This window comes from Hoeflea sp. 108 (genome assembly GCF_000372965.1).
Lineage (GTDB): Bacteria > Pseudomonadota > Alphaproteobacteria > Rhizobiales > Rhizobiaceae > Aminobacter.
Window position 1 is genome coordinate 38252 of the sequence record NZ_KB890025.1, and the last position, 25551, is coordinate 63802.

The window sequence follows — 25551 nt, forward strand, 5'->3', positions numbered from 1 at the left end:
ATCTACAGCCCACAATAAAGCTGCAACAATTTGACGGCTGGCTTCGGCATCGAAACATCGCTCGGCTTCGCTTCTCTGATGTCTTGGTCGGAACAAGCCAGAAGAGGTGAAGGTCGAGAACGACCGGGTGCCTGCTTTCGACTGGAACGCCTATCCCATCTTGAAGTTTTCGGAGATCCTCGAGATCGAAACGCGCTTCATCATCGATCCGATACGACCGCCGCTCGGCGCCGGCGAGGCGTCGCAGGGGCCGGTGTCCGGAGCAATCGGAAACGCCGCGTCCCGCGCGCTTGGCCTCAGGATGCGCGACCTGCCCCTCACGCGGGACAGGTTGGTCGAGGCGCTGATGGGCGGCTGAAACACGAGGTTTTCCAACCGCAGGGCGATACCCTCGCCTGTACCGGTGGCCGCCGCCCGTCAGTTGAAGTCGGAAGTCGAGGCGACGAACCGCGGCCTGCCGGCCCAGCATCACTCCAGGACCGAAACGATGGCCTTGGCGAGTTCGGTCATCTTGCCTTCTGGCAGGCCGGCGACGTTGATGCGGCTGTCATCGACCATGTAGATGCCGTGCTCGACGCGCAGGCGCTCGACCTGCTGCGGCGTCAGGCCGAGCCGGGAAAACATGCCGCGATGCTGCGCCAGAAAATCGAAGCGGTTGGAGTTCGACTGGAGGCGCAAGGCGTCGGCCAGTTCGACGCGCAGCCTCAGCATGCGCTCGCGCATCGCGTTCAGCTCGCTTTCCCAATCGGATCGCAAGGCGTCGTCTTCGAGCACGATCCGTACCGCTGCGGCACCGTGGTCCGGCGGCATCGAGTAGATGGCGCGTGCTGCCGAAAGCATGTTGCTGAGCGCTATGTCGCCCTGGGCGCCATCCTTGGCCAGCACCATGGCTGCGCCGACGCGGTCGCGGTAGACGGCAAAATTCTTGGAGCAGCTTGCCGCCACGACCATCTCGGGAACCTTCGCCGCAACGATCCGCAGTCCCTCGGCATCGGCATCGAGACCTTCGCCAAAGCCCTGATAGGCGATGTCGATGAAGGGTATGAGCTGGCGTTCCACCAGGAGGTCAGCGATCGCCTCCCATTGCGCGGCGGTGAGGTTGGCGCCGGTGGGGTTGTGGCAGCAGCCGTGCAGCAGAACGACATCGCCGCTCGGCGCCTGCCTAAGCGTTGCCAGCATGTCGTCGAAGCGAACGCCGCCGGTCGCGGCGTCGAAATAGGGGTATTGCTCAACCTGCAGGCCGGCGCCGCGCATCATCGGAATATGGTTCGGCCAGGTCGGGTCGGAGACCCAGACTGTCGCATCGGCACGGGTCCGCTTCAGCAACTCCGCCACCAGCCTGAGCGCGCCGGAGCCGCCGGGCGCCTGGGCGGCGCGGATGCGCGACATGTCGGCTGTCGGGCCGAACACCATCCTGGCCATGGCCGAATTGAACTGGGTGTCGCCGGCGAGGCCGAGATAGGTCTTTGTATTCTGCTCGGCATAAAGCCGTTGTTCGGCCTCGCGGACGGCGCGCATCACCGGTGTTGCGCCAGTCTCGTCTTTGTAAACGCCGACGCCGAGGTCGACCTTGTCTGCTCGTGGGTCGGCCCGGTAGAGGCCGATCAGCGCCAGAATCTTGTCGGCGGGTGCGGGCTGCAGCTTTTCGAACATTGTCTCTTCCAGTCTTTTGCGGCGACGAAGTGGTATCCGCATTGCACGGCGCTCGCCAGCCCCTGGTTGGGCTGGTCCGCAAAAATCCGCTTGTCTGTCTGTACGCGATTGGCTGCAGTCGTCGAGGCAGCTGCCGACCAGGCTGTCCCGTCAGGAGATCGTGTCCAGTCCAATGTCGAGGATAGGTGCGCTGTGGGTCAGCCAGCCGACGGAAATGAGGTCGACGCCGCTGGCGGCGATGGCAGGCGCGGTGGTGGGATTGACCCGGCCGGAAGCTTCGGTGATCGCCCGTCCGTCGACCATGTTGACGGCGCTCGCCAACATCTCCGGCGACATGTTGTCGAGCAGGACTGCCTCGACGCCGAGCGCAAGCACTTCGCCCAGCTGTTCCAGCGTGTCGACCTCGACCTCGATCTTCACCAGATGTCCGACATTGGCCCTGGCACGTTCGATGGCTGGGCGTATGCCGCCTGCGATTGCGATGTGGTTGTCCTTGATCAGCACCGCGTCGTCGAGGCCGAAGCGGTGGTTGGAGCCGCCGCCGGCACGCACTGCGTATTTCTCCAATGCGCGCAGGCCGGGCGTGGTCTTGCGGGTGCAGACGATGCGCGCCTTGTGGCCACTGACGGCGTCGACGATGGCAGATGTGGCGGTGGCGATGCCGCTGAGATGGGAGAGGAAATTGAGCGCAACGCGTTCGCCGGTCAAAAGGCCGCGTGCCGGGCCCCGCAGCGTCGCGATGACGTCGCCCGATGCGACGCAGCTGCCGTCGGGCTTTTCGACCTTCATCTCGATCGACGGATCGATCAGGCCAAAGGCGAGGGATGCGAGATCAAGGCCTGCGACCACGCCCGGCTGGCGTGCCGCAAGCACCATGGCGGCCTGCGCCATTGCCGGCACGATTGCGTCGGTGGTGATGTCGCCGGCGCGGCCGAGATCTTCCAGCAGTGCTGTACGAACCAGCGGTTCGAGCATCATCCGGGGCAGAGGTGTCAGGTGCATGATCAGGCGCTCCGGGCCAGTGGCTTGAGGTCGACGTGGCAAGCGGTCTTGATTGCTTGGTCGAGGGTGAGTTTCGAGCGGCGCGCGGTTGCATCCTTGGTCGGAAAGTCAGTGCGGCAATGCGCGCCACGGCTTTCCTCACGGCTGAGTGCCGCGACAGTCATCATCAGCCCGACCGCTGCAGGGGCGGCGCCAGCCGTCGTGCCGGTTGCGAGAGGCAAAAGAGCGGAAGCTGCTTGCCTGAGACCCTCGCCGTCGCGCAGCACGCCCAGCGCCTGCGAGACGATGGACCGCACGAAGGACGGGTCGGGGCGGACGGGAACCTGTTCCGGCAGGGGCTGCGTTGCGTGTACCTTTCTTGCGCCCCTGATGCTCTCAGCCACCCAGCCGGCGGCAACGACGGCTTCGGTCAGCGAGTTGCTGGCCAGCCGGTTGGCGCCATGCAGGCCGGTCGAGGCGACTTCGCCGCAGGCCCAGAGGCCCGCGATCGAGCTGCGGCCCTGATCGTCCACTGCGACGCCGCCCATGTGGTAATGGGCGGCGGGACGCACCGGGATCGGGTCGACTGCCGGGTCTATTCCGGCCTCGCGGCAGAACGCATCGATGGCCGGGAAGCGTGTGGCGAAGCGCTGCCCAAGGCATTGGCGCGTGTCGAGGAAAACCCTGTGGCCACGGGCGAGGTGGCGGAAGACCCCGCGCGCCACCGCATCGCGCGTCGCGAGCTCGGCGCCCGGCAGATCGGCGAGGAAACGCCGGCCGATTTCGTCGACCAGCACGGCACCCTCGCCGCGCACGGCTTCGCTCACCAGCCGCATCGGGCGCGCCGGCGTGTCCAGCGCTGTCGGGTGGAACTGGACGAATTCGAGGTCGGCAAGTTCTGCGCCGGCACGGGCGGCGAGTGCCAGCCCCTGGCCGAAGCAGCCGAGCGGATTGGTGGTGTCGAAAAACAGGCCGCCCACGCCGCCGGTGGCGAGCACGACATGGCTCGAGGCAAGCGCGATATCGCCGTCCAGGCCCGAGGCCATGACGCCAGAAATGGTGCCGTCCTTGGCAACTAACCTCCTGGCCGCAAGGCCTTCGAGCACCGTGATCGACGGTGTGCGGCGCACCGCCGCCACCAAGGCGCGCACCAGTTCCCGCCCGGTGGCATCGCCGCCGGCATGGACGATGCGCCTCCGGCTATGGGCGGCCTCCAGTCCCAATGCGATGCCGCCGGGTGTCCGGTCGAAGGCGACGCCCAGTCGTTCAAGCTTCTCGATTGCCAGGGGCGCTGCCTCGACGATGCGCGTGACGACCGTCTCGTCGCACAGGCCGTCGCCGGCAGCCAGAGTGTCCGCGAGATGCAGCACCGGCGAGTCGTCCTTGCCGATTGCCGCCGCCAGTCCACCTTGGGCGAGCGGGCTCGACGCCTCGCCGCCGAGAGGTGCTGCCGAGAGCAGGACCACGGGCATGGGCGCAAGTTCCAGCGCTGTCATCAGCCCGGCTACACCGGCACCGATGATGACAGGGCGGCCATCGAGGGCGCGGAGGTCGGTGGTCATACCCTCAGCATCCGCTCGACGGCGAGCCGTGCGCGGTCCGAAAGCGTGGGTTCGATGTTTACCGGATGCTGCATCTGCTCAAGGGCCGTGCGGATGTTGGCCAGCGTGATCCGCTTCATGTGCGGGCATAGGTTGCAGGGGCGGATGAATTCGACGTCGGGATGGTCGACCGCGACATTGTCGCTCATCGAGCATTCGGTCATCAGCACGACGCGCGCCGGCTTTTCTGTGCCGACATAGTCCGACATCGCTGCGGTCGATCCGGCGAAATCGGCCTCGGCAACCACCTCCGGCGGGCACTCGGGATGGGCAAGCACGGTTACGCCGGGATGGGCGGCGCGCAGTTCGCGGATATCGTCTGGCGTGAAGCGCTCATGCACTTCGCAATGGCCCTTCCAGGCGATGATCTCGACATCGGTCTGGGCGGCGATGTTCTGCGCCAGATATTCGTCCGGCAGCATGATGACGCGCGGCACGCCGAGCGACTCCACCACCGCCTTGGCATTGCCCGAGGTGCAGCAGATGTCGGAGGCGGCCTTCACCGCCGCCGAGGTGTTGACATAGGTGACGACGGGGACGCCGGGATAGCGCTGTCGCATCAGCTGCACGTCCTCCGGCGTGATCGAATCCGCAAGCGAGCAGCCAGCAGCCATGTCGGGGATCAGCACCGTCTTGCCGGGATTGAGCAGCTTTGCCGTCTCGGCCATGAAGTGCACGCCCGCCAGCACGATGACGTCGGCCTTAACGTCCATCGCCTTGCGCGCCAGGGCCAGGCTGTCGCCGACGATGTCGGCAACGCAGTGGAAGATTTCCGGCGTCTGATAGTTGTGGGCCAGGATGACGGCGTTGCGCTCGCGCTTGAGCTTCAGGATCGCCTCGATGTCATCGGTGAAGGCGGGCCATTCGATGGCGGGAATGACCTTTTCGACGCGGCTGTAGAGCGCGGCTGCGGACAGGGACATGCCAGTCATTCATCCTCCTTATTATGCTCGATATGAGTATAACAAGGACATATGCTTATCATGAGTATAAGGGCTGTCAAGCGTCGTTTGGGTTATTTCGTTCCGGCAACGGCACGTTCGTCGAGGACCGCATGGCGGAAGCGGAACAGCTTCGCCGGGCGTCCACCGGTGTCGGCGGACATCTGGCCCGTCTCCTCGACGAGGTCCTGCTGTTCGATGAGCCGGCGAAAATTCTGCTTGTGCACGGTCATTCCGGCCAGCGCTTCGACAGTCCGCTGCAGCTGCAGCAGCGTGAAGGCCGGCGGCATCAATTCGAACACGACGGGTCGGTACTTGATCTTGGTGCGCAGCCTGGCAATGCCGGTCGCGAGAATGCGGCGATGGTCGCCGTTCATCGTCCGGCCGGGCACGAAACGGGCGTTGGCCTGCCGGTTGCTATGGATGCCCTCCTCGACGAGCCCTGCTTCATAGAGGAGCTCATAGCGCTGCAGCACCAGCTCCTCGTTCCAGGGGCGATCGTCGAAGCCGAAGGCGGTGGCTGCGCGCTGCAGACGCTTGCGCCGCCGCTCTTCCTGGTCGGCGGCCTCTGCCCATTGCCGCAGGGCCGGTTCGATGACGTCGAAAACAACTGCAGGCGCGCCGTAGCGGTGGTCTTCCCAGGGAAAGAACTCATACCAGTTGCGCCAGCCGCCGGGGGCGGCGCGATGCTGCGGCTCTTCGCGCGTCAGGCCCAGATAGCTGATCGAAATCACTCGCCGGCCGGGCTCCTCGCCGCTGCGGTCGCGGTCGGCAAAGGTATAAAGCTGCTCGATATAGCCAAGCGGATGCCCGGTCTGCTGCAGCACCCAGTCGTGCAGCCCTGCCTGCAACGAACGATGGCCCGATTCGAGCGGACCCGAGGGCAGGGCAGCGGCATGTCCGACCGTCAGCACGGCAGGGTCGCCATTGACCGTCGCGACAAGCACCGCGGTCAGGTCTACCTGCACGCTGCGGTCTTCGTCGGCTCCAGCGGACCTGTCTGGCATATGGGCGTGTTTCTCTTGCATTTTCAGTCGGTTGTTGGCTGGCAGCAGTGAAGGTGGACTGGCCGCGCCATGCCGTCAATGTCGATGCGGATTTTCCCTGCTCCGGGCAGTAGACACAGGCAAAGCGGTTGACAAGATGTGCGTTTCATCATGCCGCTTCTGGCCAGAACCGCACGTGGTTACTACGCTTGCAGGCGATGAGTCGGCACGTTTCCACCGCTGTTCCTGCTTTTGTTCCGCCTGTCCTGCCCGGGTGGGCGAACCCGCGCGGGCCGGTGACCGACGTTGCCGAGGCGGCGTTTCTCGCCGGTGCGGCAGTTGGCGCGCTGGATCAGCTGGTGCGCGCGCAACCGGCCTGGGCCGGCGCCTGGCGCCAGCGCCTTGCACTGAAATGTGCCGCGAGCGCCTGCCGTCTGCTGGGGCGAAGCGAAGACGAGGCGGACCTGCGCGACGCCTGGTATCTGCGCAAGGCCAGCGACGACCCCGGTCCTGCCGGCAATGTCTACCGGGCCTTTCGGCAGCAGGCGGCTCGGCCGACGGCGCTCGACGCGGACAGCCTTGCGCAGGCGGTCGAAGGCCTCGGCCTGCGCAAAGATGATCGTTTTGCCAGCCTGCCGGTCGAATTTGACGAGTTGGTCCGTACCGGCCGGCCGGCCCCTTTTGCTGCAGCTGAAATGGCCCAGCGCGTCGTGGAAGCGGCACCTGATGCCGAGTCGCTGGCCTGGTGGGTCGCGGATATGACGCTGGCAGCCAAGCTGCGCTGGCCGCGACCGGTGCCGCTGCTTATGGCACAGGCATTTGGCCCGGCTTTCAGGGCAGCCAGCGGCAGCAGGATTCGGCCAGGCGAAGACGGCTTTGCTGGCGCGCTTTGCCTCGGGTTGGCGCAAGGTGCAGCGGAGGCCTGCCGGACAGCGGGGGAGGTTGCCCGCCGTGCCGAGCGGCTCGAAGCGGTTACGCCCAAGCTGCGCGCCAAGGGTGCGGGAGACGCAATCAAGCGGCTGCTGGAAGACGACGCAGTGCCGGGCACGCTTACGACCGCAAGGCTGTCGCGTTTTGCGGCACGGCGGCTGTTCGAACGGCTGGACATGTTCGAGGCCGTGCGTGAGCTCTCCGGGCGCTCTTCCTTCCGGCTCTACGGGCTCTGACGATGGACGAAGAGACTGCGTCCAAGACCCAAGGCCGGCTGATCGACACCGAACTCGAGCATCTTCCGGCCGAACTCAGATGGCGCGAATGGATGGGGCGCATCGAGGCGGTGATCTTTGCTGCGAGCGAGCCGGTGGCGCGTGAAACGCTGGCACGTATCGTCGGCAGAAACTGCAACATCGACCTGATCATCGACGACATCAGGGCGGAGCTGCGCGGCCGACCCTACGAACTCGTCGCGGTCGCCGGCGGCTGGCAGCATCGTACCAAAAAAGCCTTTGCCGATGTCATTCGCGCCGCGACCGGCCAGGGCGGCGATATCCGCCCGCTGTCGCGGCAGGAGATGCTGGTGCTGATGTGCATCGCCTATTTCCAGCCCGTCACGCGCGGCGAGCTTTCGACCTTCCTTGGCAAGGAGGTGAGCCGCGACCTGATATCGGTCCTCCGCGGCGAGGACTTCATTGCCTCCGGCCCGCGCTCGCCCAAGCCCGGCGCGCCCTACACCTATGTGACGACAAAATTCTTTCTCTCGGCATTCGGTCTCGCAACGCTGCGCGATTTGCCGGACTTCGAAGCGCTCGAGGACGCCGGCCTGCTCTCGAAGGAGCGGGGACTGGCCGAGGACATGCCGATCGGTCGCGCCGGCGAAATCGATGGCGGCGGCGAGCTCGAATGATTGCCGCATGGCGAGACCTGGCTCGCGTCTTGCGATCGCCAGGGAGATGGGTGAAAGGCCGGGGACCAATCGCACTGATCCGCCGGCAGCCATTTGGTCGGCCGGTTTCCCGGCCGACGGGCACTTATCCGGTGCTAGGACCGGTGGCGCAATTCCAGGAAACCGCAAAACGCCTTTCCCGGTTTGCTCCAGACGATTACTCCGCCGGCATCTTGCACTCTGCGGCGTAGCTGTCGCTGTGGGCGGTGAGCACCTTGCCTTCGGTCTTCAGCACCATCTTGCCATCGGCGCCCTTCTCGGCCTTGAGCGAGTACCAGTCCTGGACAGGGTGCTGGTTGGGGCCGAATTTGAACGAGCCGCGCACGGTCGGGATCTCGGAGGTCAAAAGAGCCTTGCGGAAGGCCTTGAGATCGTCGACGCCTGACTTTTCGAGACCGGTGCCGATCAGAAGTGCTGCGTCATAGCCTTGGGCGGCGTAGTAGGTGATCGGGCGATCGCCGAACTTGGCCTTCCAGGCAGCGACGAAGCTCTTGTTGACCGGATTGTCGAAGTCGTCGTTCCAGTGGCTGGTGACTTTCACGCCGAGGGCTGCGTCGCCGACAGCGCCGACGATGACATGGTCGAGGGAGGCCGGATGGACGACCATCGGGATGTCCTTGAGCAGGCCGGCCTGCTGGTATTGGCGCATGAAGGCGATGCCCAGGCCGCCCGGCTCGAACTCGTAGACGACGTCGGGCTTGGCGGCACGGATCTGCGCCATCTCGGCGGCGAAGTCGGTCTGGTCGAGGCCGGTATAGGTCTCGCCTGATATCTCACCCTTGTAGAAGCGCTTGAAGGCGCCCATCGTTTCCTTGCCGGCTTGGTAGTTCGGCGCGATCAGGAAGGCCTTCTTGTAGCCGAGCGACTGGGCGAGCGCGCCGGCACTTTCGCCCTGGCTGTCGTCCTGCCACGAGCTGACGAAATAGTTGGGGTGGCAATCCTTGCCGGCGAAGGTGGCAGACGCCGTGTTGGCGCTGACATAGATCGCGTCATTGTCGAGGATGTCGGGCACGGCGGCATAAGCGACATTGGCGAAGACCATGCCGGTGAACAGCTTGATGCCCTGGTCGGACAGCATTTTCTCGGCGATCTGCTTGGCGTTGCCGGGCTTGAGGCCGTCGTCCTCGACGACGAGCTCGACATCCTTGCCGCCGAGCTTGCCCTTGGCCTGGTCGATAGCCAGCTGGAAGCCGTCGCGGATGTCCTGGCCGAGATAGCCGGCCGGCCCTGACAGCGTCGTGATCATGCCGATCTTGACCGGATCCTCGGCGTAGGCGGCACTTACCGACAGCACCAGGGCGGCGGCCGACAGAATTCCCTTGAATTTCATTTGCGTTCCTCTCGTCAAAAGTTCCCCACCGCTCGGGCGCTGCTGCCGCGATCTGAGCTTCGCGGTTGTGTGCGGCACCGTTGCAGACAAGCCTGATAGGACGGGAGTTGCAGCGTCAGGCGATCATGCATCCGCGCTTGGGTGGCGCCCGGCCTCCTCTCGGGCGGGCGGCAGCGAATGAGGGGTCGCAGGCAACACGCTGCTCCTCCGCAGTGTTGTCCGACCCGTCAAACTTGGCGCAACGGGCAATCCGGTAAATGGAAAACTCGTCATCCAGACATGACTAAGAGGAATAGTTGGGAAAAGCCGATTACTGATACGTCATTGCGCGAGGTCGCCGGCGGTACGCCTCAACGTTTCGACCAACACCTCGGCCGCAGGGGACAGGCGCGCATTGGTGCGAGTTGTGATGCCGATCGGGATGGCCGTCGCCTGTAGCGTCACCGGCAAGATGACGATGGCGCCGAGTGCTGCTTCGCGCCGCGCCACCTGGGCCGGGAAAACGCCGAGATAGTCGGCGTCGATGAGCAGCGCCCGATTGGTCAAAAGCGAGACGGAATCCACCGCATGCGGCGGCGGCTCAAGCCCTTCCTCGCGGAAGGCGATGTCGATCTGGCGCCGCAGGCTGGTCTCCTGGGGCGGCAGGATCCACTCCCAGCCGATAAGGTCGGAGAGGCTGAGATCTGTGCGCTCGGCCAGCGGGTGGCCGCGTCGGGCGACGACGCAGGCGATATCGTCCATCAGCACCTCCTGGACGACGTTGAGCCTGTCGCGCAGTTCGGACAGGCGGCCGACGACCATGTCGAGTTCGCCGGCCCGGAGCGCCGGGATGAGCACGTCGTTGGTGCCCTCGACGATCTTGACCACCAGCTTGGGCCGTTCCTTGCGCAGTCGGGCGATGGCTGTCGGCAACAGCTCGGCGGCGGCCGACAAAAGCGTGCCGATGGCGACGCGGCCGCCGGTGCCGTCGCGCAGATCGGCTAGGTGTTCCTCGGCGTGCGCCAGCTGGGTGATGACGAGACGGGCGTGCTGTGCCAGCGTGTCGCCGAACATGGTGGGCACGACGCCGCGGTTGGTGCGGTCGAACAGGCGCGCCTTGGTGATCGCCTCGATTTCCTGCAGCGCCTTGGTGACGGCCGACTGGGTCATGTTCAGCCGCTTGGCGGCGCGAACCAGGTTTCCCTCCTCCACGATGGCCACGACCATGCGCAGGTGCCGGATGGTGAGCCGGCTCGTCAAAAGCTTCATTGCGCATCATCCTCCCAAATGATTGTCCGAGAATTGGTATTCCAAATCCTCATAGAGATTTCCAGAGAATTCACTTGTCTGCATTTCCATTCGCTGGAACTTTTGTCCCAGAGGCGTTGGCCGCCCACGAGGATGGCCGGCGCGTGGAGGTATTTTGGCCGGTATCCGCCGCCGTTGCGGGCCGGCTGCAAGCGTCGGCGGGCATGCCGTACGGGGAGGACAATCCAGACATGACCGAGACAAGTGGAACCGGACGCCGCGCAGAAATCGCTGGCGCGGGGATTGGCGGGCTCACGGCTGCTGCGGCGCTGGCCCAGCGCGGCTGGTCGGTGACGGTGCATGAGCGCGCGCCGAACCTGCGCACCTTCGGCGCCGGCATCTACATCTGGAGCAACGGCCTGCGCGTGCTCCAGGCGATCGGCGCCTACGACCAGGCAGTCGTCGGCGCCCATATCGGGCCGCAGTTCCACACCCGCGACCACGACAACACGACGATGGAGGAAATCCCCATTAACGGCGCGGGTGACGCCAGGCTGATCACCATCCTGCGCGAGCAGCTGATCAACTCGCTCGTCGACACCTGCCGCCGCAGCGGCGTCGAGATCCTGACCAATTCGGAAGCGGTGGGCGCGACCGCTGAGGGCGAACTGCTGCTCGCCGACGGAACCAGGCGCAAGGCCGATCTCGTTGTCGGCGCCGATGGCATCAATTCGAAGGTGCGCGACTCACTCGACCTGATGATGTACCGCAAGCATCTTGGCTATGGCGCGATCCGCATGCTGATTTCCCGCGACGACGCCGACGTGCCATCAGAGGATCGCGACCGCTATATCGAACATTTCACGGGCACGCGCCGCATTCTCTACACGCCGGCCAGCGCCACAGACCTCTATGTCGCGCTGTGTTGCGCGGCCGACGATGCGGCGGCGCTCAAGGTTCCGGCCGACCGCGCTTTGTGGACCGAGTCCTTCCCGCATCTCGCCCATCTCGTCTCGCGCTTCGGCGATGCCGGCCGCTGGGATGCCTTCGAGGTGGTCAAGCTCAAGAAGTGGAGCAAAGGCCGCACGGCGATCCTCGGCGATGCGGCGCATGCCATGCCGCCTTATCTCGGCCAGGGCGGTGGTTGCGCGCTGATGAACGGCCTGGGGCTAGCCGCTGCCGTAGCCGATGCTGTCGACATCGAGCAGGCGCTGGCCGCCTGGGAAGAACGCGAGCGGCCGATCACCGAGCACACGCAGGATACCGCCGAGCGTCTCGGCGACATGAATTTCTGGCCCGACGATCTGCGCTCGCAGGTGATGAAGATTACCGGCAAGAGCCGCGAACTTGGCGCCGAGCGCATGAAGACGGCGCGTTATGCGCCGACGGCCACCGAGCCGCTCGCCTGACCACAGATGACTGGCGCATCGCGCCTTGAGTTTCCGGAGACCAATGATGAAATCCATCCAGATCGGTGCCAACACGCTTTCTTATGACGAAGCGGGCGAGGGCGAGGTGCTGCTGCTTCTGTCGGGCTGGTGCCAGGACCACCGTCTGTTCAAGACGCTCGCGCCGGAATTGGCCAAGACCCATCGCGTCGTCCGCCTGGACTGGCGCGGCCATGGCGAGCATCGCGAGCATGACGGCGACTTCACCGTCGACGACCAGGCGTCTGACGTCGTTGCCTTCCTCGACAAGATGAACATCGACAAGGTGGTGCCGGTGTCGACCTCGCATGGCGGCTGGGCCAACATCGAGGTGACCGACCGTCTCGGCACGGCGCGCATCCCGCGTTCAGTCGTGATCGACTGGATTCAGACCACGCCCCACGAAGACTTCTTCCGCATGATCGACCATATCCAGGATCGGACGAACTGGGAGAATGGCCGCGGCGACTTCTTCAACTACTGGATCGGCGACACCGAGAACCAGGACATCATCAATCACGTCAACAACGAGATGGCCAAGTACAGCTTCGAGATGTGGGCGCGTTCGGGCCGCGAGATCGGCAAGGCCTACCGCAAATGGGGCAACCCGATGCAGCGCATGGCCGCGCTCGGCGAGAAGCGTCCGATCACCCACATCTATTCGCAGCCTTTCGAGCCGGAATATGCTCAGGCGCAGCTCGATTTCGCTGCGGGCAACAGCTGGTACAAGCCCAACAAGCTGCCCGGCAAGACGCACTTCCCGACGCTCGAGCAGCCGAAGGTGGTGGCCGACACCATCCGCGCTTTCGTCGCCTGACAGGAGTAACGCATGAGCGTGCTTGCCGAAGAAGCCAACTGGAAGCGTGAAGTCCTCGACCGCGACTACGGCGCGCGGGCTTCCGTGACGCCTGAGGTCTTCGAGGCCGCCATGCGCTGTTATCGCGGCCGCTCCGAAGAGATGCGGAGCCACGCCACGCATCTCGATGTCGTCTATGACGAGCAGAGCGGCCAGACGATCGACATCTACGGCACATCAGGCGGGCTGCGGCCGGTGTTCGTGTTCATCCATGGCGGCTATTGGCGCATGCTGTCCAAAAACGACTCCGCCTTCATGGCGGCGATGCTGGCGAAGAATGGTATCGCCACCGCCGTGGTCGACTACAAGCTGGCGCCCGAGGCGTCGCTTGACGAGATCGTGCGCGAGGTGAGGGCGGCCATCGGCTTCTTGTGGAAGAACGGCCGCGCGTTCGGCGTCGATCCCGATCGTATCTATGTCGGCGGCAGCTCGGCCGGCGGACACCTGACGGGTGCGGTGCTTTCGGGCGGCTGGCACGATGCTTCAGGCGTGCCAGAGAATGTCATCAAGGGCGCTTTGCCGATCAGCGGCCTGTTCCATCTCGCGCCGATCTCGAGATCCTTCGTGCAGGACTGGATTAAGCTGGACGAGGCGGCCGTCGAGCGACTGAGCCCTACGGCAAACCTGCCCAGGGTCGGCTGTCCAATTATCGTCGCCTATGCCGATGGTGAGCCGGACGGGTTCCGGCGGCAATCGGCCGAATATGATCGTCTCTGGCGCGAGGCAGGCTTTGTCTCGGAGCTGTTGGTAATCCCCGACCGCAACCATTTCGACGTGCTCCTCGACCTCGCCTCCGCAGATGCCGCCTTGTCCAAGGCTCTGGTCAGGCTCATCAACGGCTGACCGTCAGCTGGTTTCGCGCGGCGTCAATTGCTGGGCGTAGCGGCGCACGACGGCAGCAAAGGCCGAGACGGCAGGCGAGACCGAGCGGCCGGTCGCATGGATCAACGACACCTCGCGCGAGATGGTAGGCTCTGCCAAGGGCTTGCCCGAGACCTTGCGGAAACGCGCTGCCGCCAGTGCGTAGGTGGGCAGCACGGCGATGCCGAGGCCTGCCTCGACCAAGGCGATGGCCGTCGTCACCTGCGTCACCTCGAAGGCCGGCTTGAACGGTATCTGCGCCATTTCGAAGCCTACTTCGACCAGCAGCCGGATGCCGCTGTCGCGTGTCAGCGTGATCAGCGGCTGCTCCGCCAGCTCGGCCCATTTGACCTGCAACTCGCTATGGAACGGGCTGCGGTGGTCGCAGAACAGCATCAGGCTGTCGCGCACCAGGGACAGTCGTTCGATGCCATCCTCTGCCGGCGAGAAGGTGCCGAGGCCACAATCGGCCTGGCCGCTGCGCACGCTTTCGACGATCTGCTCGGTGCCGACGTCTGCCAGCTGTACCGAGATGCCGGGATAACTCTTCTGGAACTCGGCGATGGCCTGGGGCAGCACGACCGAGGCGAGCAGCGGAGGCGCTGCGATGCGCAGGCGTCCGCGCCGCCGTTCCGCCAGCATGTGCACGCCTTCCACTGCGTGCTCCAGCTCCTCGACCACCTTGGTTGCGGAGTTCTGGAATTCGCGGCCGGCATCGGTCAGCTCGACGCGGCGGGTGGTGCGATCGAACAGGCGCACCGACAGCTCCGCCTCGAGATCGCGGATTGCCTGCGACAGGGCCGGCTGCGCCGTGCCAAGCCGCTTCGAGGCGCGCGAAAAGCTGCCAAGCTCTGCGACCGCCAGGAACTGCTGGATCTGCTTGATGGTGATCTTCACGCAGGCGGCCTCCTTGACGCAGGGCTGGAATGTAGACGTCTGCCGCATGCCCGGCATTTATACAGAAAAGAATATTAATTTATCAGATAAATCCGTCTTGTCGATATAATCGTTTCCATTGATCTTGGGGTCCACGACGTCGGAGCCGAGGGCTTCCAGGCGCCTCGCAGAAACATGCCACTACGGAGCTGAGACGCCCCAATGCCCAACTATCCCGATCTCCAGCTCTATATCGGCGGCGCCTGGCGCAAGACGGCGGAAACGCTGCCTGTCATCAATCCGGCCGACGAGAGCGTGATCGGCGCGGTTCCGGTTGCATCCACTCACGACCTCGACGCGGCCCTTGAGGCTGCCGAGCGTGGTTTTGTCACCTGGCGCAAGACCTCGCCGGCGCGCCGCGCCGAAGTGCTGCGCAAGGCGGCGTCGCTTCTGCGCGAGCGTATTGACGAGATCGCTGCCGACATCACCCGGGAGCACGGCAAGCCATTCCAGCAGGCGCGCCTTGAGGTGATCCGCGGTGCCGAGTTCTTCGAATGGGATGCGGGCGAAGCACAGCGCATTTATGGCCGCGTCATCCCCAGCGAGCCGGGCATCCGCTACATCGTCCATCACCAGCCGATCGGCACGGTGGCGGCATTCTCGCCGTGGAACTTTCCGATGAGCCAGCCGGCGCGCAAGATCGCTGGCGCCTTGGCCGCAGGCTGTTCGATCATCATCAAGGCTGCGGAAGAAACCCCGGCCGGCTGCCTGCACATCGCCCGGGCCTTCCATGACGCCGGCTTGCCGGCTGGCGTGCTTAACCTCGTCTTCGGCGTGCCTGCCCAGATTTCCGAATACCTGATCCCGCAGGAGCCGGTGCGCCTGATCGCCTTCACCGGCTCGACCGCTGTCGGCAAGCGCCTCACCGGCCTTGCGGCCCAATATGTGAAGCCGGTGCTGATGGAACTCGGCGGTCATGCACCCGTGATCGTTTGCGACGATGCCGACCCGGTGAAGGCCGGCATCGCCTCGGCCATCCGCAAGGTGCGTAATTCCGGTCAGGTCTGCACCTCGCCGACGCGCTTCTTCGTCCATGAGAGCATCTACAAGCCGTTCACCGAAGCCTTCATCGAGCGTGCTCGCGCCGTGAAAGTCGGCAACGGCCTCGACGAGGGCACCGAGATGGGCCCGGTGGCCAACCACCGCCGTGTCGAGGCGATGGAAATGCTGGTGGCGGACGGGCTGTCGAAGGGCGCCAAGCTGTTGCTCGGTGGCGAGCGTCCGCGCAACAGCGGCTACTTCTACCCGCCGACGATCCTGTCGGAATTGCCCGACGATGCCCGTGTCATGCGCGAGGAGCCATTCGGCCCGCTGGCGGTGATCAATCCCGTTTCCTCGCTCGATGAGGCGATCGAGAAGGCCAATGGCGTGCCCTTCGGACTTGCCGCATACGCCTTCACCAATTCGGCCGCCAATGTCGACCAGCTCACCGACGACCTAGAAGCCGGTAACGTGTCGATCAACACGCTGGAGGCCTCGGTCGCCGAGACGCCGTTCGGCGGCGTCAAGGAGAGTGGTTTCGGCCGCGAAGGCGGAGCGGAAGGCATCTTGCACTACACCGTGGTCAAGAACATCTCGCACCGCATGGCGATCTAGCCGAAGCCCGAAGTCCCCGGAAAGGTTCGCATTCGATGAAGTACGACAAGAAGACCGCCAAGGCCCATTCGAGGGCGACTATGAAGGGCGTCTGGGCCGCAGCGCTGATGCCGTTCAAGGATGACCTGTCGATCGACGAGGACGGTTTCCGCCGCAATGTCGACCACTGGATCGGCGATCTCGGCATCGACGGCTTTTTCATCGCCGGCAAGCAGGGCGAGTTCTTCTCGATGTCGATCGACGAGCGCAAGCGCAGCTTTGATCTGGCGGTCGAAGCCTGCGCCGGCCGCGCCCAGACCATCATGTCCTGCTCGGACCAGAACATGGACGTGGTGATCGATCTGGCAAGACATGCTGAGAGATGCGGCGCCGACTACATTGTCGTGCACGCACCGATCCTGCATTTCTTCAAGGAGCAGGACGAGACGCTGCTCAACTACTACCGCACCATTGCCGACAAGGTGGACATCGGCATAGCGCTCTGGAGCCATCCCGACAGCGGCTACCTTATGAGCCCCGAACTGTGCAACAAGCTGGCCGACATCGAGAACGTCGTCGCCATCAAATACTCGGTACCGCGGCCGATGTACTCCGAACTGACCAGACTCGCGGGCGATCGCATCCTCGTCAGCACGGCTTCCGAGGAGGAGTGGCTGGACAACATTCTGGAGCTCAACTGGCAGCTCTATCTGTGTTCGTCGCCGCCCTATCTCATTCAGACCAGGCACGACAAGCGCATGCGCGAATACACCGACCTTGCTTTTGCCGGCAAAGCGGAAGAGGCACGCCGCATCCGCGACAGCCTCGATCCGGTGCGCGCAGCGCTCAAGAACACACGCCCGGCCGAGAAGCCGCATTCGCACCAGAAATACTGGCAGGAGCTGCTGGGTCAGTCGGGTGGACGTGTGCGGCCGCCGCTGCTGGAACTTACCGAGGCCGAGAAGCGCGCCACCCGTGCTGCCTTCGAAGCCTGCGGTCTGAAGACCTCAGCCTGAAGGGTGAAGCCTGAAGACTGGGGCCCGACCTGCCAAATCCGACGCTTGCGCGCCGACCAAAAGGAGGAACGACAATGACCAGACGCCTTTCGGCCTTCAGCTTTTCGAAGTGGATCGACGAGCACGCCCACCTGCTCAAGCCGCCTGTCGGCAATCAGCAGATCTGGGAAGACGCCGACCTGATGGTGACTGTCGTCGGCGGCCCCAACAAGCGCACCGACTATCACGACGATCCGGTCGAGGAGTTCTTCTACCAGCTCAAGGGCGACATGATGCTCAAGGTGGTGGACAACGGCAATTTCTACGATGTGCCGATCCGCGAAGGCGAAATCTTTCTTCTGCCGCCGCATGTGCGCCACTCGCCGCAGCGCCCGCAGGAGGGCTCCATCGGCTTGGTCGTCGAACCGAAGCGCAATGACGGCCTGCTCGACGCCTTCGAATGGTACTGCTTCGAGTGCAACGGGCTGGTCAAGCGCGTCGAAGTCACGCTGAAGAGCATCGTCCGCGATCTGCCGCCGATCTACCAGGCGTTCTATGCCGACGAAAAGGCGCGCACCTGCCCGAAATGCGGCGCGCTTCATCCGGGCAAGACCCCGCCGGAGGGCTGGGTGAAGCTCTGATCGGCCTGCCTTCGTGATGCATGCGCGCCACTCGGTGGCGCGCCGCCCCTCAGATCTGGAACCAAGACATGAAACTGAAGTCCTCGCTCATTGCCCTCGCGGTCGCCTCGCTGTGCAACTCGACTGCATTCGCCCTGGAACCGGTCAAGATCGGCATGATCACGACGCTTTCCGGTCCGGCGGGCTATCTCGGCGAGGATGTGCGCGACGGCTTCCAGCTCGCGATCGACCTCGAAGGCGGAAAGCTTGGCGGCGTCCCCGTCAAGGTGCTGGTGGAAGACGACGGTCTCAAGCCTGGCAACGGTCGCCAGATCGTAGAGAGGTTTCTGAACGATGAAGGCGTCAGGCTGTTTACCGGCATCGTCTTCTCCAACGTGGCGGGTGCGGCTGTTCCCGAAATCGTCGACGCGGACGCGATCTTCGTCAGCCCCAATGCGGGGCCTTCCGAATTTGCCGGCAAGGGCTGCCACCCGAACTACTTTGTCCTTTCGTGGCTGACCGACACGATGCAGGGTAGCGCGGGCCAGAACGCCACCGACCTCGGCTACAAGAAGGCGTTCGTGCTTGCGCCGAACTACCAGGCCGGCAAGGACGCGGTCGCGGGTTTCAAACGCTACTTCAAGGGCGAGATATCGGGCGAGATCTATACGCGCCTTGACCAAACGGACTTTGCAGCGGAGATGGCCCAGATCAAGGCGGCCAATCCGGACGTGGTATTCCAGTTCCAGCCAGGTGGGCTTGGGATCGCCTTCCTGCGCCAATACCAGCAATCTGGCCTGCTTGGCACAGTGCCGATGGTGGTTGCCGAGCCTTCGATGGACCACGCCATCCTCAAGGCAGTGGGCGAGGCGGCGGAGGGATTGAATGTCTCGGGCTCCTGGAACACCGACCTCGACAATGACACCAACCGCGAGTTTGTCGCGAGGTTCTCCGAGACCTACAAGCGCACGCCGACGATGTATGCAGCGCAAGGCTACGATACCGCACTTGCCATCGCTTCGGCGCTCAAGCAGTCCGAGGGCGACGTAGAAGATCTCGATACATTCCGTGCAGCGCTGCTCAAAACCGAGTTCAAGACCACGCGCGGCAGCTTCAGCTTCGGCAAGAACCAGCATCCCGTGCAGGACTGGTATGCGATGCAGGTGGTGAAGGACGATGCCGGCCAGCTAACGCTGAAGACGCGCAAAAAGCTGCTCGAAGCGCATGGCGATCCGTTCGCCGGCGAATGCGACCTCTGAGGGCGGAATGAGGGTCCGTCGGCTCCAACTTCCAGAATTCGGCATCGAACTGGAGCAGCTACATGCCGGCTCAGTTGTGGTGACCTGCATCCCCGACATGGCAAATGTTGCCTGGCCGGCGCGTGCGATCTTCGCGGGGCTGTCACGCGAGGATCTGGAAGCTGCTCGCAGGCGTTCGCCTGAAGGCACTGTCGATCCCGAGGGCGGGACGGTGGCGCTCAGCTTCAATTGCTACGTCATCGAGACACCTGATTATGTGGCGCTGATCGACGGTGGCATCGGCGACGCCAAGGAGCGGCCGCACCGGCCGGCCTGGCATCGCCGCGAAACCCAATTCCTCCAGACGCTGCTGGCGCTCGGCATTTCGCCCGAGCGTGTCGACATCGTCATCAACACGCATCTGCACGCCGACCATGTCGGCTGGAACACAAGGCGGGAAGGCGAAACCTGGCGGCCGACCTTTCCCAATGCGCGCTACGTCGTCGCCGAAACCGAGCTTGCCCATTGGATTGGTATCCACGAGGCGTCGGTCGACGGCAACACGCTGCATGGCGCCTTCGCCGATAGCGTGTTGCCCATCATCCGGTCCGTAGGCTTCGAGGCAGTGGCTTCGGACGCCGAGGTGGCCAATGGGCTGCAACTGAAGCCGGCGCCCGGACATTCGCCCGGCATGGTGGTGGTCTCGCTCGACACGGGCGAGGGCGAGGTGCTGTTTCTGGCCGATGCTGTCCACCATCCGCTGCAGCTCGGCGATGACAGCATCGTCTGCAATTTCTGCGAGGACCCGGCCCAGGCGCGCGCGACGCGGATCGGCCTGCTCGGTGCGGCGGCTGCTGCGGGCACCGTACTTGCGCCTTACCATTTTCCCGCCCCTGTCTTCGGCCGGTTGACGGCGGAGGCGGCTTCGTTCCGGTTCGTGCCTCTAGACATCGACGCACCCGGCCAGCCTGCAATCAACAATGCGCGCTAGAACGCGCCGACCAGAGGAGAACCGACTGTGAGGAAAACCATTCTTGCCGCATCGATCGCAGCGCTTGCGGCGTTTCCGGCTTTCGCTGCCGACCCGGTCAAGATCGGCATGATCACCACGCTATCGGGCCCGGCCGGCTATCTCGGCCAAGACATTCGCGACGGCTTCAAGCTTGCCATGGAAGACGGCAAGCTGGGCGGCGTGCCGGTCGAGCTGGTCGTCGAGGACGATGGCCTGAAGCCTGGCCAGGGCAAGCAGATCGCCGAACGCTTCCTCGGTGAGGAAGGCATCAAGCTGTTCACCGGCATCGTGTTCTCAAACGTCGCCGGTGCCACCGTTCCCGATATCGTCGACAACGACGCCTTCTACATCAGCCCCAATGCCGCGCCGTCGAACATGGCCGGCAAGGAGTGCAACCCGAACTATTTCGTCGTCTCCTGGCAGAACGACAGCCTGCATGAGAGTGCCGGCCAGAACGCCACCAATCTCGGCTACAAGAAGGCTTTCGTGCTGGCCCCGAACTATCAGGCCGGCAAGGACGCCATCGCCGGCTTCAAGCGCTACTTCAAGGGCGAGATCGCAGGCGAAATCTACACCCGTCTCGACCAGACCGATTTCGCTGCAGAACTCGCTCAGGTCCGCGCGGCCAAACCCGACGTGGTCTTCCAGTTCCATCCGGGCGGCCTCGGCATCACCTTCCTGCGCCAGTACGAGCAGGCAGGCCTGATGAAGGAAATCCCGATGGTGGTGGCCGAGCCGTCGATGGACGGCGTGACGCTCGCCGCCGTCGGCGACGCGGCCCTCGGCCTCAACGTTACGAGCCACTGGAACTCCGACTTCGACAACGCGGCCAACAAGAAGTTCATGGAAGCCTGGACCAAGGCCTACAACCGCCCGGTCACCTACTATGCCAGCCAGGGTTATGACGCGGCTCTTGCCTATGCCTCGGCGTTGAAGGCGACCGGCGGCAGCCTCGACGACGCCGATGCCTTCCGCGACGCCCTGCGCAAGGCCGACTTCGAATCCGTGCGCGGCAAGTTCGCCTTTGGCCCCAACCAGCACCCGGTGCAGAACTGGTACGCGCTGAAGGTCGAGAAGGGCGCCGATGGCAAGCCGATGCTGAAGACGGTCGGCGACGTGTTCAAGGACCACGGCGACGCCTATTCGGCCGAATGCAAGATGTAATCCCGGCCCTGCCGGTTGGGGGGAGACGGTCCGCGTCGTCTCTCCCCAAGAGTTCTCCTGTGTGAAGTGATCCGAGATGACGCTCTTCCTCGAACAATTGCTCAACGGCGTGCAGTTCGGCGTGATGCTGTTCTTGCTGGCTGCCGGCCTGACGCTGATCTTCGGCATCATGGGCGTCATCAACCTGGCGCATGGGTCGATCTACATGATTGGCGCCTATGCCGGCACCTGGGTCGCGGCCGAGACCGGATCGTTCTGGCTCGGCATTCCAGCAGCCCTTGCGGCGGCAGCCATTGCTGGCGTCGCCATCGAATTCCTGGTCGTGCGCAGGCTTTATCAGCGTGACCATCTCGACCAGGTGCTGGCGACTTTCGGCCTGATCCTGATCTTCAACCAGACCATCACCATCCTGTTCGGCCGCCAGCCGCTGTTCGTGTCGATGCCGGCGCTGCTGGACGGCTCGGTTGAGCTGCTGCCCGGGCTGTTCTACCCGATCTATCGCCTCACCATCATTCTGGTTGGCCTGCTGGTTGCCGTCGGCCTGTATCTGCTGATCAACAAGACCCGTATCGGCATGTTGGTTCGCGCCGGCTCGACCAATCGCGAGATGGTGCGCGCGCTCGGCGTCGACATCCGCCTGCTCTACACGCTGGTCTTCGGTCTCGGCGCGTTGCTTGCCGGTCTCGCCGGCTTCATGGCCGGGCCGATCCTCGCAGTGCAGGTCGGCATGGGCGAGCAGATCCTGATCACCACCTTCGTCGTTGTCGTCATCGGCGGTGTCGGCTCTATCCGCGGCGCTTTCTTCGCCAGCCTCGTGCTCGGCATCGTCGACACCAGCCTGCGCGCCTATCTGCCGGGCCTGCTGCGTCAGGTGATGGTTGGTCCCGAGGCCGATGCGCTGGGCGCCGGCATCTCGTCGATGGGCATCTACCTTCTGATGGCGATCGTGCTTCTGATCCGGCCGAAAGGCCTCTTCATCCGGAATTCCTGAGTTGGGTACTGCTGCGCCAATGGAAACTTCACTCAAGCGACCTGCCTTGCTAGCCGGTGTGCTGATCGCGCTGATTGCGCTGCCGACGGTGGCGGACCTCACCGGTTACACCGCGCTGACGTCGCTGGCGACGCGCGTGCTGATCTACGGCATCGCAGCGGCCAGCCTCAATTTCGTGCTCGGCTATGGCGGCATGGTCAGCTTCGGCCACGCGGCCTTCTTCGGCATCGGCGGATATGTCGTCGGCATCCTCTACCAGCACTATGCGCTGGGCGAGCCGCTGCTCGGCTTCATCCCAGGCACCAACCAGCTGTTGATCACCATCCCTGTGGCGCTGGTGGTCTCAGGCATCATGGCGGCGCTCATCGGCGCGCTGTCGCTGCGCACCGGCGGCGTCCAGTTCATCATGATCACGCTCGCCTTCGCCCAGATGCTGTTCTTCCTGTTTGTCTCGCTCAAGACCTATGGCGGCGACGATGGCCTGATCATCCGCCGCGCCAACGAGCTGCCGGGCCTCAACATGCGCGATAAGCAGACGGTCTACTATGTCTGCCTCGCCTTCGCGGTGCTGTTTTTCTTCGTGCTCTGGCGCATCGTCAATTCGCGCTTCGGCAACGTCATCGTCGGCCTGCGACAGAGCGAGCGGCGCATGGCGGCGATCGGCCTGCCGGCGTATCGCTACAAGCTGATGGCTTTCGTGATCTCGGGCATGGGCTGCGGTCTTGCGGGGGCGCTGATGGCCAACTTCCTGCGCTTTGCCAGCCCCGATATGCTGCATTGGACCAAGTCGGGCGAACTGATGGTGATGGTCATCCTCGGCGGCGTCGGCACGCTGTTCGGGCCGCTGATCGGTGCCGCCGTGTTTATCGTGCTGGAAACGCTGCTCGCCTCGTGGACCGAGAACTGGCAGCTCGGCCTCGGCCTGATCCTGCTGTTCGTGGTGCTCTACACACAAGGCGGCGTGCAGGCGCTGGGCGCCCGTCTTTTCGGGAGGCGCGCATGAGCCAGCCGATCCTCAATGTCCGCGGCCTGGTCAAGCGCTTCGGCGGGCTGCTTGCCACCGACCATGTCGACATCACCGTCAATCCGGGCGAGATCCACGCCCTGATCGGCCCGAACGGTGCTGGCAAAACGACGCTGATCTCGCAGTTGATGGGCGAGATCAGGCCCAATGAAGGTACGATCGAGATTGACGGCAGGTCGGTCGACGGTGTGCCGACGTCCAGGCGCGTGTTGCTCGGTCTGGCTCGTACCTTCCAGATCACCTGCTTGCTGCCCGACTATACGGTACGCGACAACGTCGCCATCGCCGTGCAGATTCGGCAGGGACACAGTTTCCGCTTCTGGGGTGATGTGCGCCGCGAGAAGATGCTGGCCGAGGAGGCGGCGCACCACCTCGCGACCGTGGGGCTCGAGTGTCGCGCCGACGAGCTGGTCGCCAATCTCTCCCATGGTGAGCAGAAGCAGCTGGAACTGGCGGTGGCCCTTGCGACCAAGCCGCGACTTCTGTTGCTCGACGAGCCGATGGCCGGCCTCGGCCATGTCGAGAGCCAGCAGATGATCGAGACTTTGCGCGGTCTGAGGAGCCATGTCTCGATGCTGCTTGTCGAGCACGACATGGAGGCGGTGTTCGCTCTTGCCGACCGCATCTCGGTGCTGGTCTACGGGCGCGTCATCGCCACCGGCACTGTCGACGAGATCCGGGACAATCCGGACGTGCGCACCGCCTATCTTGGTGAAGGAGACGAGCTGTGCTGAGCGTCGCCAAACTGCAATCGGGTTACGGCCGGAGCCAGGTTCTCTTCGACGTCGAACTGGAGATCGGCGAGGGCGAGGTCGTCACCCTGCTCGGCCGCAACGGCATGGGCAAGACAACCACCGTCAAATCGATCATGGGCCTCGTCCGGCCGATGTCGGGCGAAGTGCGTTTTACCGGCCGCGATGTGCGCGGCGCGACGCCAGAGACGGTCGCCCGCCTTGGCGTCGGCCTGGTGCCGGAGGGCCGCCAGACCTTTGCCACGCTGACCGTGCGCGAAAATCTCGTCGCCACCGCCGCCAATCGTCTCGGCCGCAAGGACCCGTGGACGCTGGAACGCGTCTACGCGCTGTTCCCTAGGCTGAAGGAGCGGGCCGGGCAAGCTGCGGGAACTCTCTCCGGCGGCGAGCAGCAGATGCTGGTCGTCGGCCGGGCGCTGATGACCAACCCGAAGCTGCTCATCCTCGACGAGGCGACCGAAGGTCTTGCGCCGGTCATCCGCGCCGAGATCTGGGGATGCATCGAGGCGCTCAAGGCTGAAGGCCAGTCTATCCTCCTGATCGACAAGAACCTCAACGTGCTGAAGCGCCTCGCCGACCGCCACTACATTCTTGAGAAGGGCCGTACCGTCTGGTCGGGCACCGGCGTAGACCTGACCAGCAATGCCGAACTGGTGCAGCGCTATGTCGGGCTCTAAACCCCGTCGCCCTCTGCGGCTCTGCTTCGTCGGCTGGGGGGCAATTGCCAGCCGCGTAGGCGCACTGCTGGCCGAGCGCCAGCCCGATGCGATCGAGGTCGTCGCGGTCGCTGTGCGTGATGCCGGGCGCGAGCGTGCTGGCCTGCCGCAAGGCGCGCGCCTGATCTCCCGCCCTGACGAGCTGGCCGGGCTCGATCTGGACATGGTGATCGAGGCGGCAGGTCGGCCGGCCGTGTCCGCCTGGGGCGAGGCGGCGCTGCGCCACGCCGGAAGCTTCGTGGTTTCCTCGACCAGCGCCTTCACCGACGAGGCGTTGCTCGGCCTGCTGCTGTCGGTCGCCGATGAGGCCGGAAGCCGCATCCTTGTACCCTCCGGCGCACTCGGCGACCTTGGCGCGCTGGCCGCAGCCTCCGTGCTGCCGCTCGACGATGTCCGCCATTCGATCGTCAAGCCGCCCCGTGCCTGGCACGGCACCAAGGCTGCCGAACTTGTCCACCTCGACAGTCTCACCGAGCGAACCGAATTCTTCGTCGGCTCGGCGCGCGAGGCGGCAGCAAGCTTCCCACAGAATGCCAATGTCGCCGTTATAACAGCACTGTCGGGCATCGGCCTCGAGCGCACGCGCGTTGCGCTGGTTGCCGACCCCCATGTCAGCCGCAACGTCCACGAGATCAGTGCTTCCGGTGCCTTCGGTAAGCTCGACCTAAGGCTCGAAAACGAGCCACTGAAGATCAATCCCAAATCCTCCGAGATGACCGCGCTCAGCCTCGTACGCCTCATCGAGAACGGTACGGCGACGCTGGTACGCTGACTGCGGCAGAT

Annotated in this window: 25 protein-coding genes; 17 read left to right on the forward strand and 8 right to left on the reverse strand. The window is 64.4% G+C overall.

What is annotated here, in order from left to right; all coding sequences use genetic code 11:
- Nucleotides 1-106: 106 nt before the first annotated feature.
- Nucleotides 107-358, forward strand: a complete 252-nt coding sequence (locus B015_RS0126210) for a hypothetical protein (protein WP_018430729.1) — start codon at nucleotides 107-109, stop codon at nucleotides 356-358.
- A 110-nt stretch (nucleotides 359-468) separates the two neighbouring features.
- Here B015_RS0126210 and B015_RS0126215 read toward each other — a convergent pair whose 3' ends face one another.
- The 5 genes from B015_RS0126215 to B015_RS0126235 form a co-directional block, all read right to left on the reverse strand.
- Nucleotides 469-1653, reverse strand: a complete 1185-nt coding sequence (locus tag B015_RS0126215) for an amino acid aminotransferase (protein ID WP_018430730.1) — start codon at nucleotides 1651-1653, stop codon at nucleotides 469-471.
- Nucleotides 1654-1803: 150 nt separating this feature from the next.
- Entirely contained in the window at nucleotides 1804-2655 is an 852-nt protein-coding gene (gene nadC / locus B015_RS0126220) for a carboxylating nicotinate-nucleotide diphosphorylase (RefSeq protein WP_026227752.1), read from the reverse strand.
- Nucleotides 2656-2657: 2 nt separating this feature from the next.
- A complete protein-coding gene (locus tag B015_RS0126225; protein WP_018430732.1) occupies nucleotides 2658-4196 on the reverse strand; it encodes an L-aspartate oxidase in 1539 nt (512 codons plus the stop codon).
- On the reverse strand, nucleotides 4193-5167 hold the full coding sequence (gene nadA, locus B015_RS0126230; protein ID WP_018430733.1) for a quinolinate synthase NadA: 975 nt from the start codon (nucleotides 5165-5167) through the stop codon (nucleotides 4193-4195). The genes B015_RS0126225 and nadA overlap by 4 nt, the downstream gene beginning before the upstream one ends.
- Before the next feature lie 83 nt (nucleotides 5168-5250).
- Entirely contained in the window at nucleotides 5251-6183 is a 933-nt protein-coding gene (locus tag B015_RS0126235; protein ID WP_018430734.1) for a hypothetical protein, read from the reverse strand.
- Between the two features lie 275 nt (nucleotides 6184-6458).
- On the opposite strand from B015_RS0126235, the gene B015_RS0126240 reads away from it, so the two are divergent.
- Nucleotides 6459-7328 (forward strand): DUF1403 family protein, encoded by an 870-nt coding sequence (locus tag B015_RS0126240; RefSeq protein WP_018430735.1) that lies wholly within the window; start codon nucleotides 6459-6461, stop codon nucleotides 7326-7328.
- Between the two features lie 2 nt (nucleotides 7329-7330).
- Nucleotides 7331-8005 (forward strand): SMC-Scp complex subunit ScpB, encoded by a 675-nt coding sequence (locus B015_RS0126245; protein ID WP_018430736.1) that lies wholly within the window; start codon nucleotides 7331-7333, stop codon nucleotides 8003-8005.
- Nucleotides 8006-8201: 196 nt separating this feature from the next.
- Here the strand turns inward: B015_RS0126245 and B015_RS0126250 are convergent, their stop codons facing one another.
- The gene (locus tag B015_RS0126250; protein ID WP_018430737.1) at nucleotides 8202-9374 is read right to left on the reverse strand and encodes an ABC transporter substrate-binding protein; all 1173 of its coding nucleotides are present in this window, start codon (nucleotides 9372-9374) and stop codon (nucleotides 8202-8204) included.
- Nucleotides 9375-9695: 321 nt separating this feature from the next.
- Complete coding sequence (locus tag B015_RS0126255; RefSeq protein WP_018430738.1) at nucleotides 9696-10622, reverse strand: LysR family transcriptional regulator; 927 nt, start codon at nucleotides 10620-10622, stop codon at nucleotides 9696-9698.
- Between the two features lie 230 nt (nucleotides 10623-10852).
- Here B015_RS0126255 and B015_RS0126260 point away from each other — a divergent pair, with 230 nt between their 5' ends.
- Genes B015_RS0126260 through B015_RS0126270 form a run of 3 tightly spaced genes read left to right on the forward strand, consistent with a single transcriptional unit; the run spans nucleotide 10853 to nucleotide 13727 of the window.
- Complete coding sequence (locus B015_RS0126260) at nucleotides 10853-12010, forward strand: NAD(P)/FAD-dependent oxidoreductase (protein ID WP_018430739.1); 1158 nt, start codon at nucleotides 10853-10855, stop codon at nucleotides 12008-12010.
- Between the two features lie 43 nt (nucleotides 12011-12053).
- Nucleotides 12054-12845 carry an alpha/beta hydrolase gene (locus tag B015_RS0126265; RefSeq protein ID WP_018430740.1) on the forward strand — a complete coding sequence of 264 codons (792 nt, stop codon included), beginning with the start codon at nucleotides 12054-12056 and terminating at the stop codon, nucleotides 12843-12845.
- Nucleotides 12846-12857: 12 nt separating this feature from the next.
- Nucleotides 12858-13727 carry an alpha/beta hydrolase gene (locus B015_RS0126270; RefSeq protein ID WP_018430741.1) on the forward strand — a complete coding sequence of 290 codons (870 nt, stop codon included), beginning with the start codon at nucleotides 12858-12860 and terminating at the stop codon, nucleotides 13725-13727.
- 3 nt (nucleotides 13728-13730) lie between these two features.
- On the opposite strand, the gene B015_RS0126275 is transcribed toward B015_RS0126270, so the two are convergent.
- Nucleotides 13731-14642 (reverse strand): LysR family transcriptional regulator, encoded by a 912-nt coding sequence (locus tag B015_RS0126275; RefSeq protein ID WP_026227755.1) that lies wholly within the window; start codon nucleotides 14640-14642, stop codon nucleotides 13731-13733.
- A 201-nt stretch (nucleotides 14643-14843) separates the two neighbouring features.
- On the opposite strand from B015_RS0126275, the gene B015_RS0126280 reads away from it, so the two are divergent.
- The 11 genes from B015_RS0126280 (at nucleotide 14844) to B015_RS0126330 (ending at nucleotide 25540) form a co-directional block, all read left to right on the forward strand.
- A complete protein-coding gene (locus B015_RS0126280) occupies nucleotides 14844-16277 on the forward strand; it encodes an NAD-dependent succinate-semialdehyde dehydrogenase (protein ID WP_018430743.1) in 1434 nt (477 codons plus the stop codon).
- A gap of 35 nt (nucleotides 16278-16312) precedes the next feature.
- Complete coding sequence (locus tag B015_RS0126285) at nucleotides 16313-17272, forward strand: dihydrodipicolinate synthase family protein (RefSeq protein WP_018430744.1); 960 nt, start codon at nucleotides 16313-16315, stop codon at nucleotides 17270-17272.
- Nucleotides 17273-17346: 74 nt separating this feature from the next.
- Nucleotides 17347-17892, forward strand: a complete 546-nt coding sequence (locus B015_RS0126290; protein WP_018430745.1) for a 3-hydroxyanthranilate 3,4-dioxygenase — start codon at nucleotides 17347-17349, stop codon at nucleotides 17890-17892.
- Nucleotides 17893-17960: 68 nt separating this feature from the next.
- Nucleotides 17961-19130 (forward strand): ABC transporter substrate-binding protein, encoded by a 1170-nt coding sequence (locus tag B015_RS0126295; RefSeq protein ID WP_018430746.1) that lies wholly within the window; start codon nucleotides 17961-17963, stop codon nucleotides 19128-19130.
- Between the two features lie 7 nt (nucleotides 19131-19137).
- The gene (locus B015_RS31615; protein WP_051092002.1) at nucleotides 19138-20100 is read left to right on the forward strand and encodes an MBL fold metallo-hydrolase; all 963 of its coding nucleotides are present in this window, start codon (nucleotides 19138-19140) and stop codon (nucleotides 20098-20100) included.
- Between the two features lie 27 nt (nucleotides 20101-20127).
- Nucleotides 20128-21285, forward strand: a complete 1158-nt coding sequence (locus B015_RS0126305; RefSeq protein ID WP_018430748.1) for an ABC transporter substrate-binding protein — start codon at nucleotides 20128-20130, stop codon at nucleotides 21283-21285.
- A 76-nt stretch (nucleotides 21286-21361) separates the two neighbouring features.
- On the forward strand, nucleotides 21362-22276 hold the full coding sequence (locus B015_RS0126310; protein ID WP_018430749.1) for a branched-chain amino acid ABC transporter permease: 915 nt from the start codon (nucleotides 21362-21364) through the stop codon (nucleotides 22274-22276).
- Nucleotides 22277-22295: 19 nt separating this feature from the next.
- A complete protein-coding gene (locus B015_RS0126315; protein ID WP_018430750.1) occupies nucleotides 22296-23279 on the forward strand; it encodes a branched-chain amino acid ABC transporter permease in 984 nt (327 codons plus the stop codon).
- Nucleotides 23276-24034, forward strand: a complete 759-nt coding sequence (locus tag B015_RS0126320; RefSeq protein ID WP_018430751.1) for an ABC transporter ATP-binding protein — start codon at nucleotides 23276-23278, stop codon at nucleotides 24032-24034. Before B015_RS0126315 ends, B015_RS0126320 begins: the two co-directional genes overlap by 4 nt.
- Entirely contained in the window at nucleotides 24028-24729 is a 702-nt protein-coding gene (locus B015_RS0126325) for an ABC transporter ATP-binding protein (RefSeq protein WP_018430752.1), read from the forward strand. Before B015_RS0126320 ends, B015_RS0126325 begins: the two co-directional genes overlap by 7 nt.
- Nucleotides 24716-25540 carry an aspartate dehydrogenase gene (locus tag B015_RS0126330; protein ID WP_018430753.1) on the forward strand — a complete coding sequence of 275 codons (825 nt, stop codon included), beginning with the start codon at nucleotides 24716-24718 and terminating at the stop codon, nucleotides 25538-25540. The genes B015_RS0126325 and B015_RS0126330 overlap by 14 nt, the downstream gene beginning before the upstream one ends.
- The last annotated feature ends 11 nt before the right edge of the window (nucleotides 25541-25551 follow it).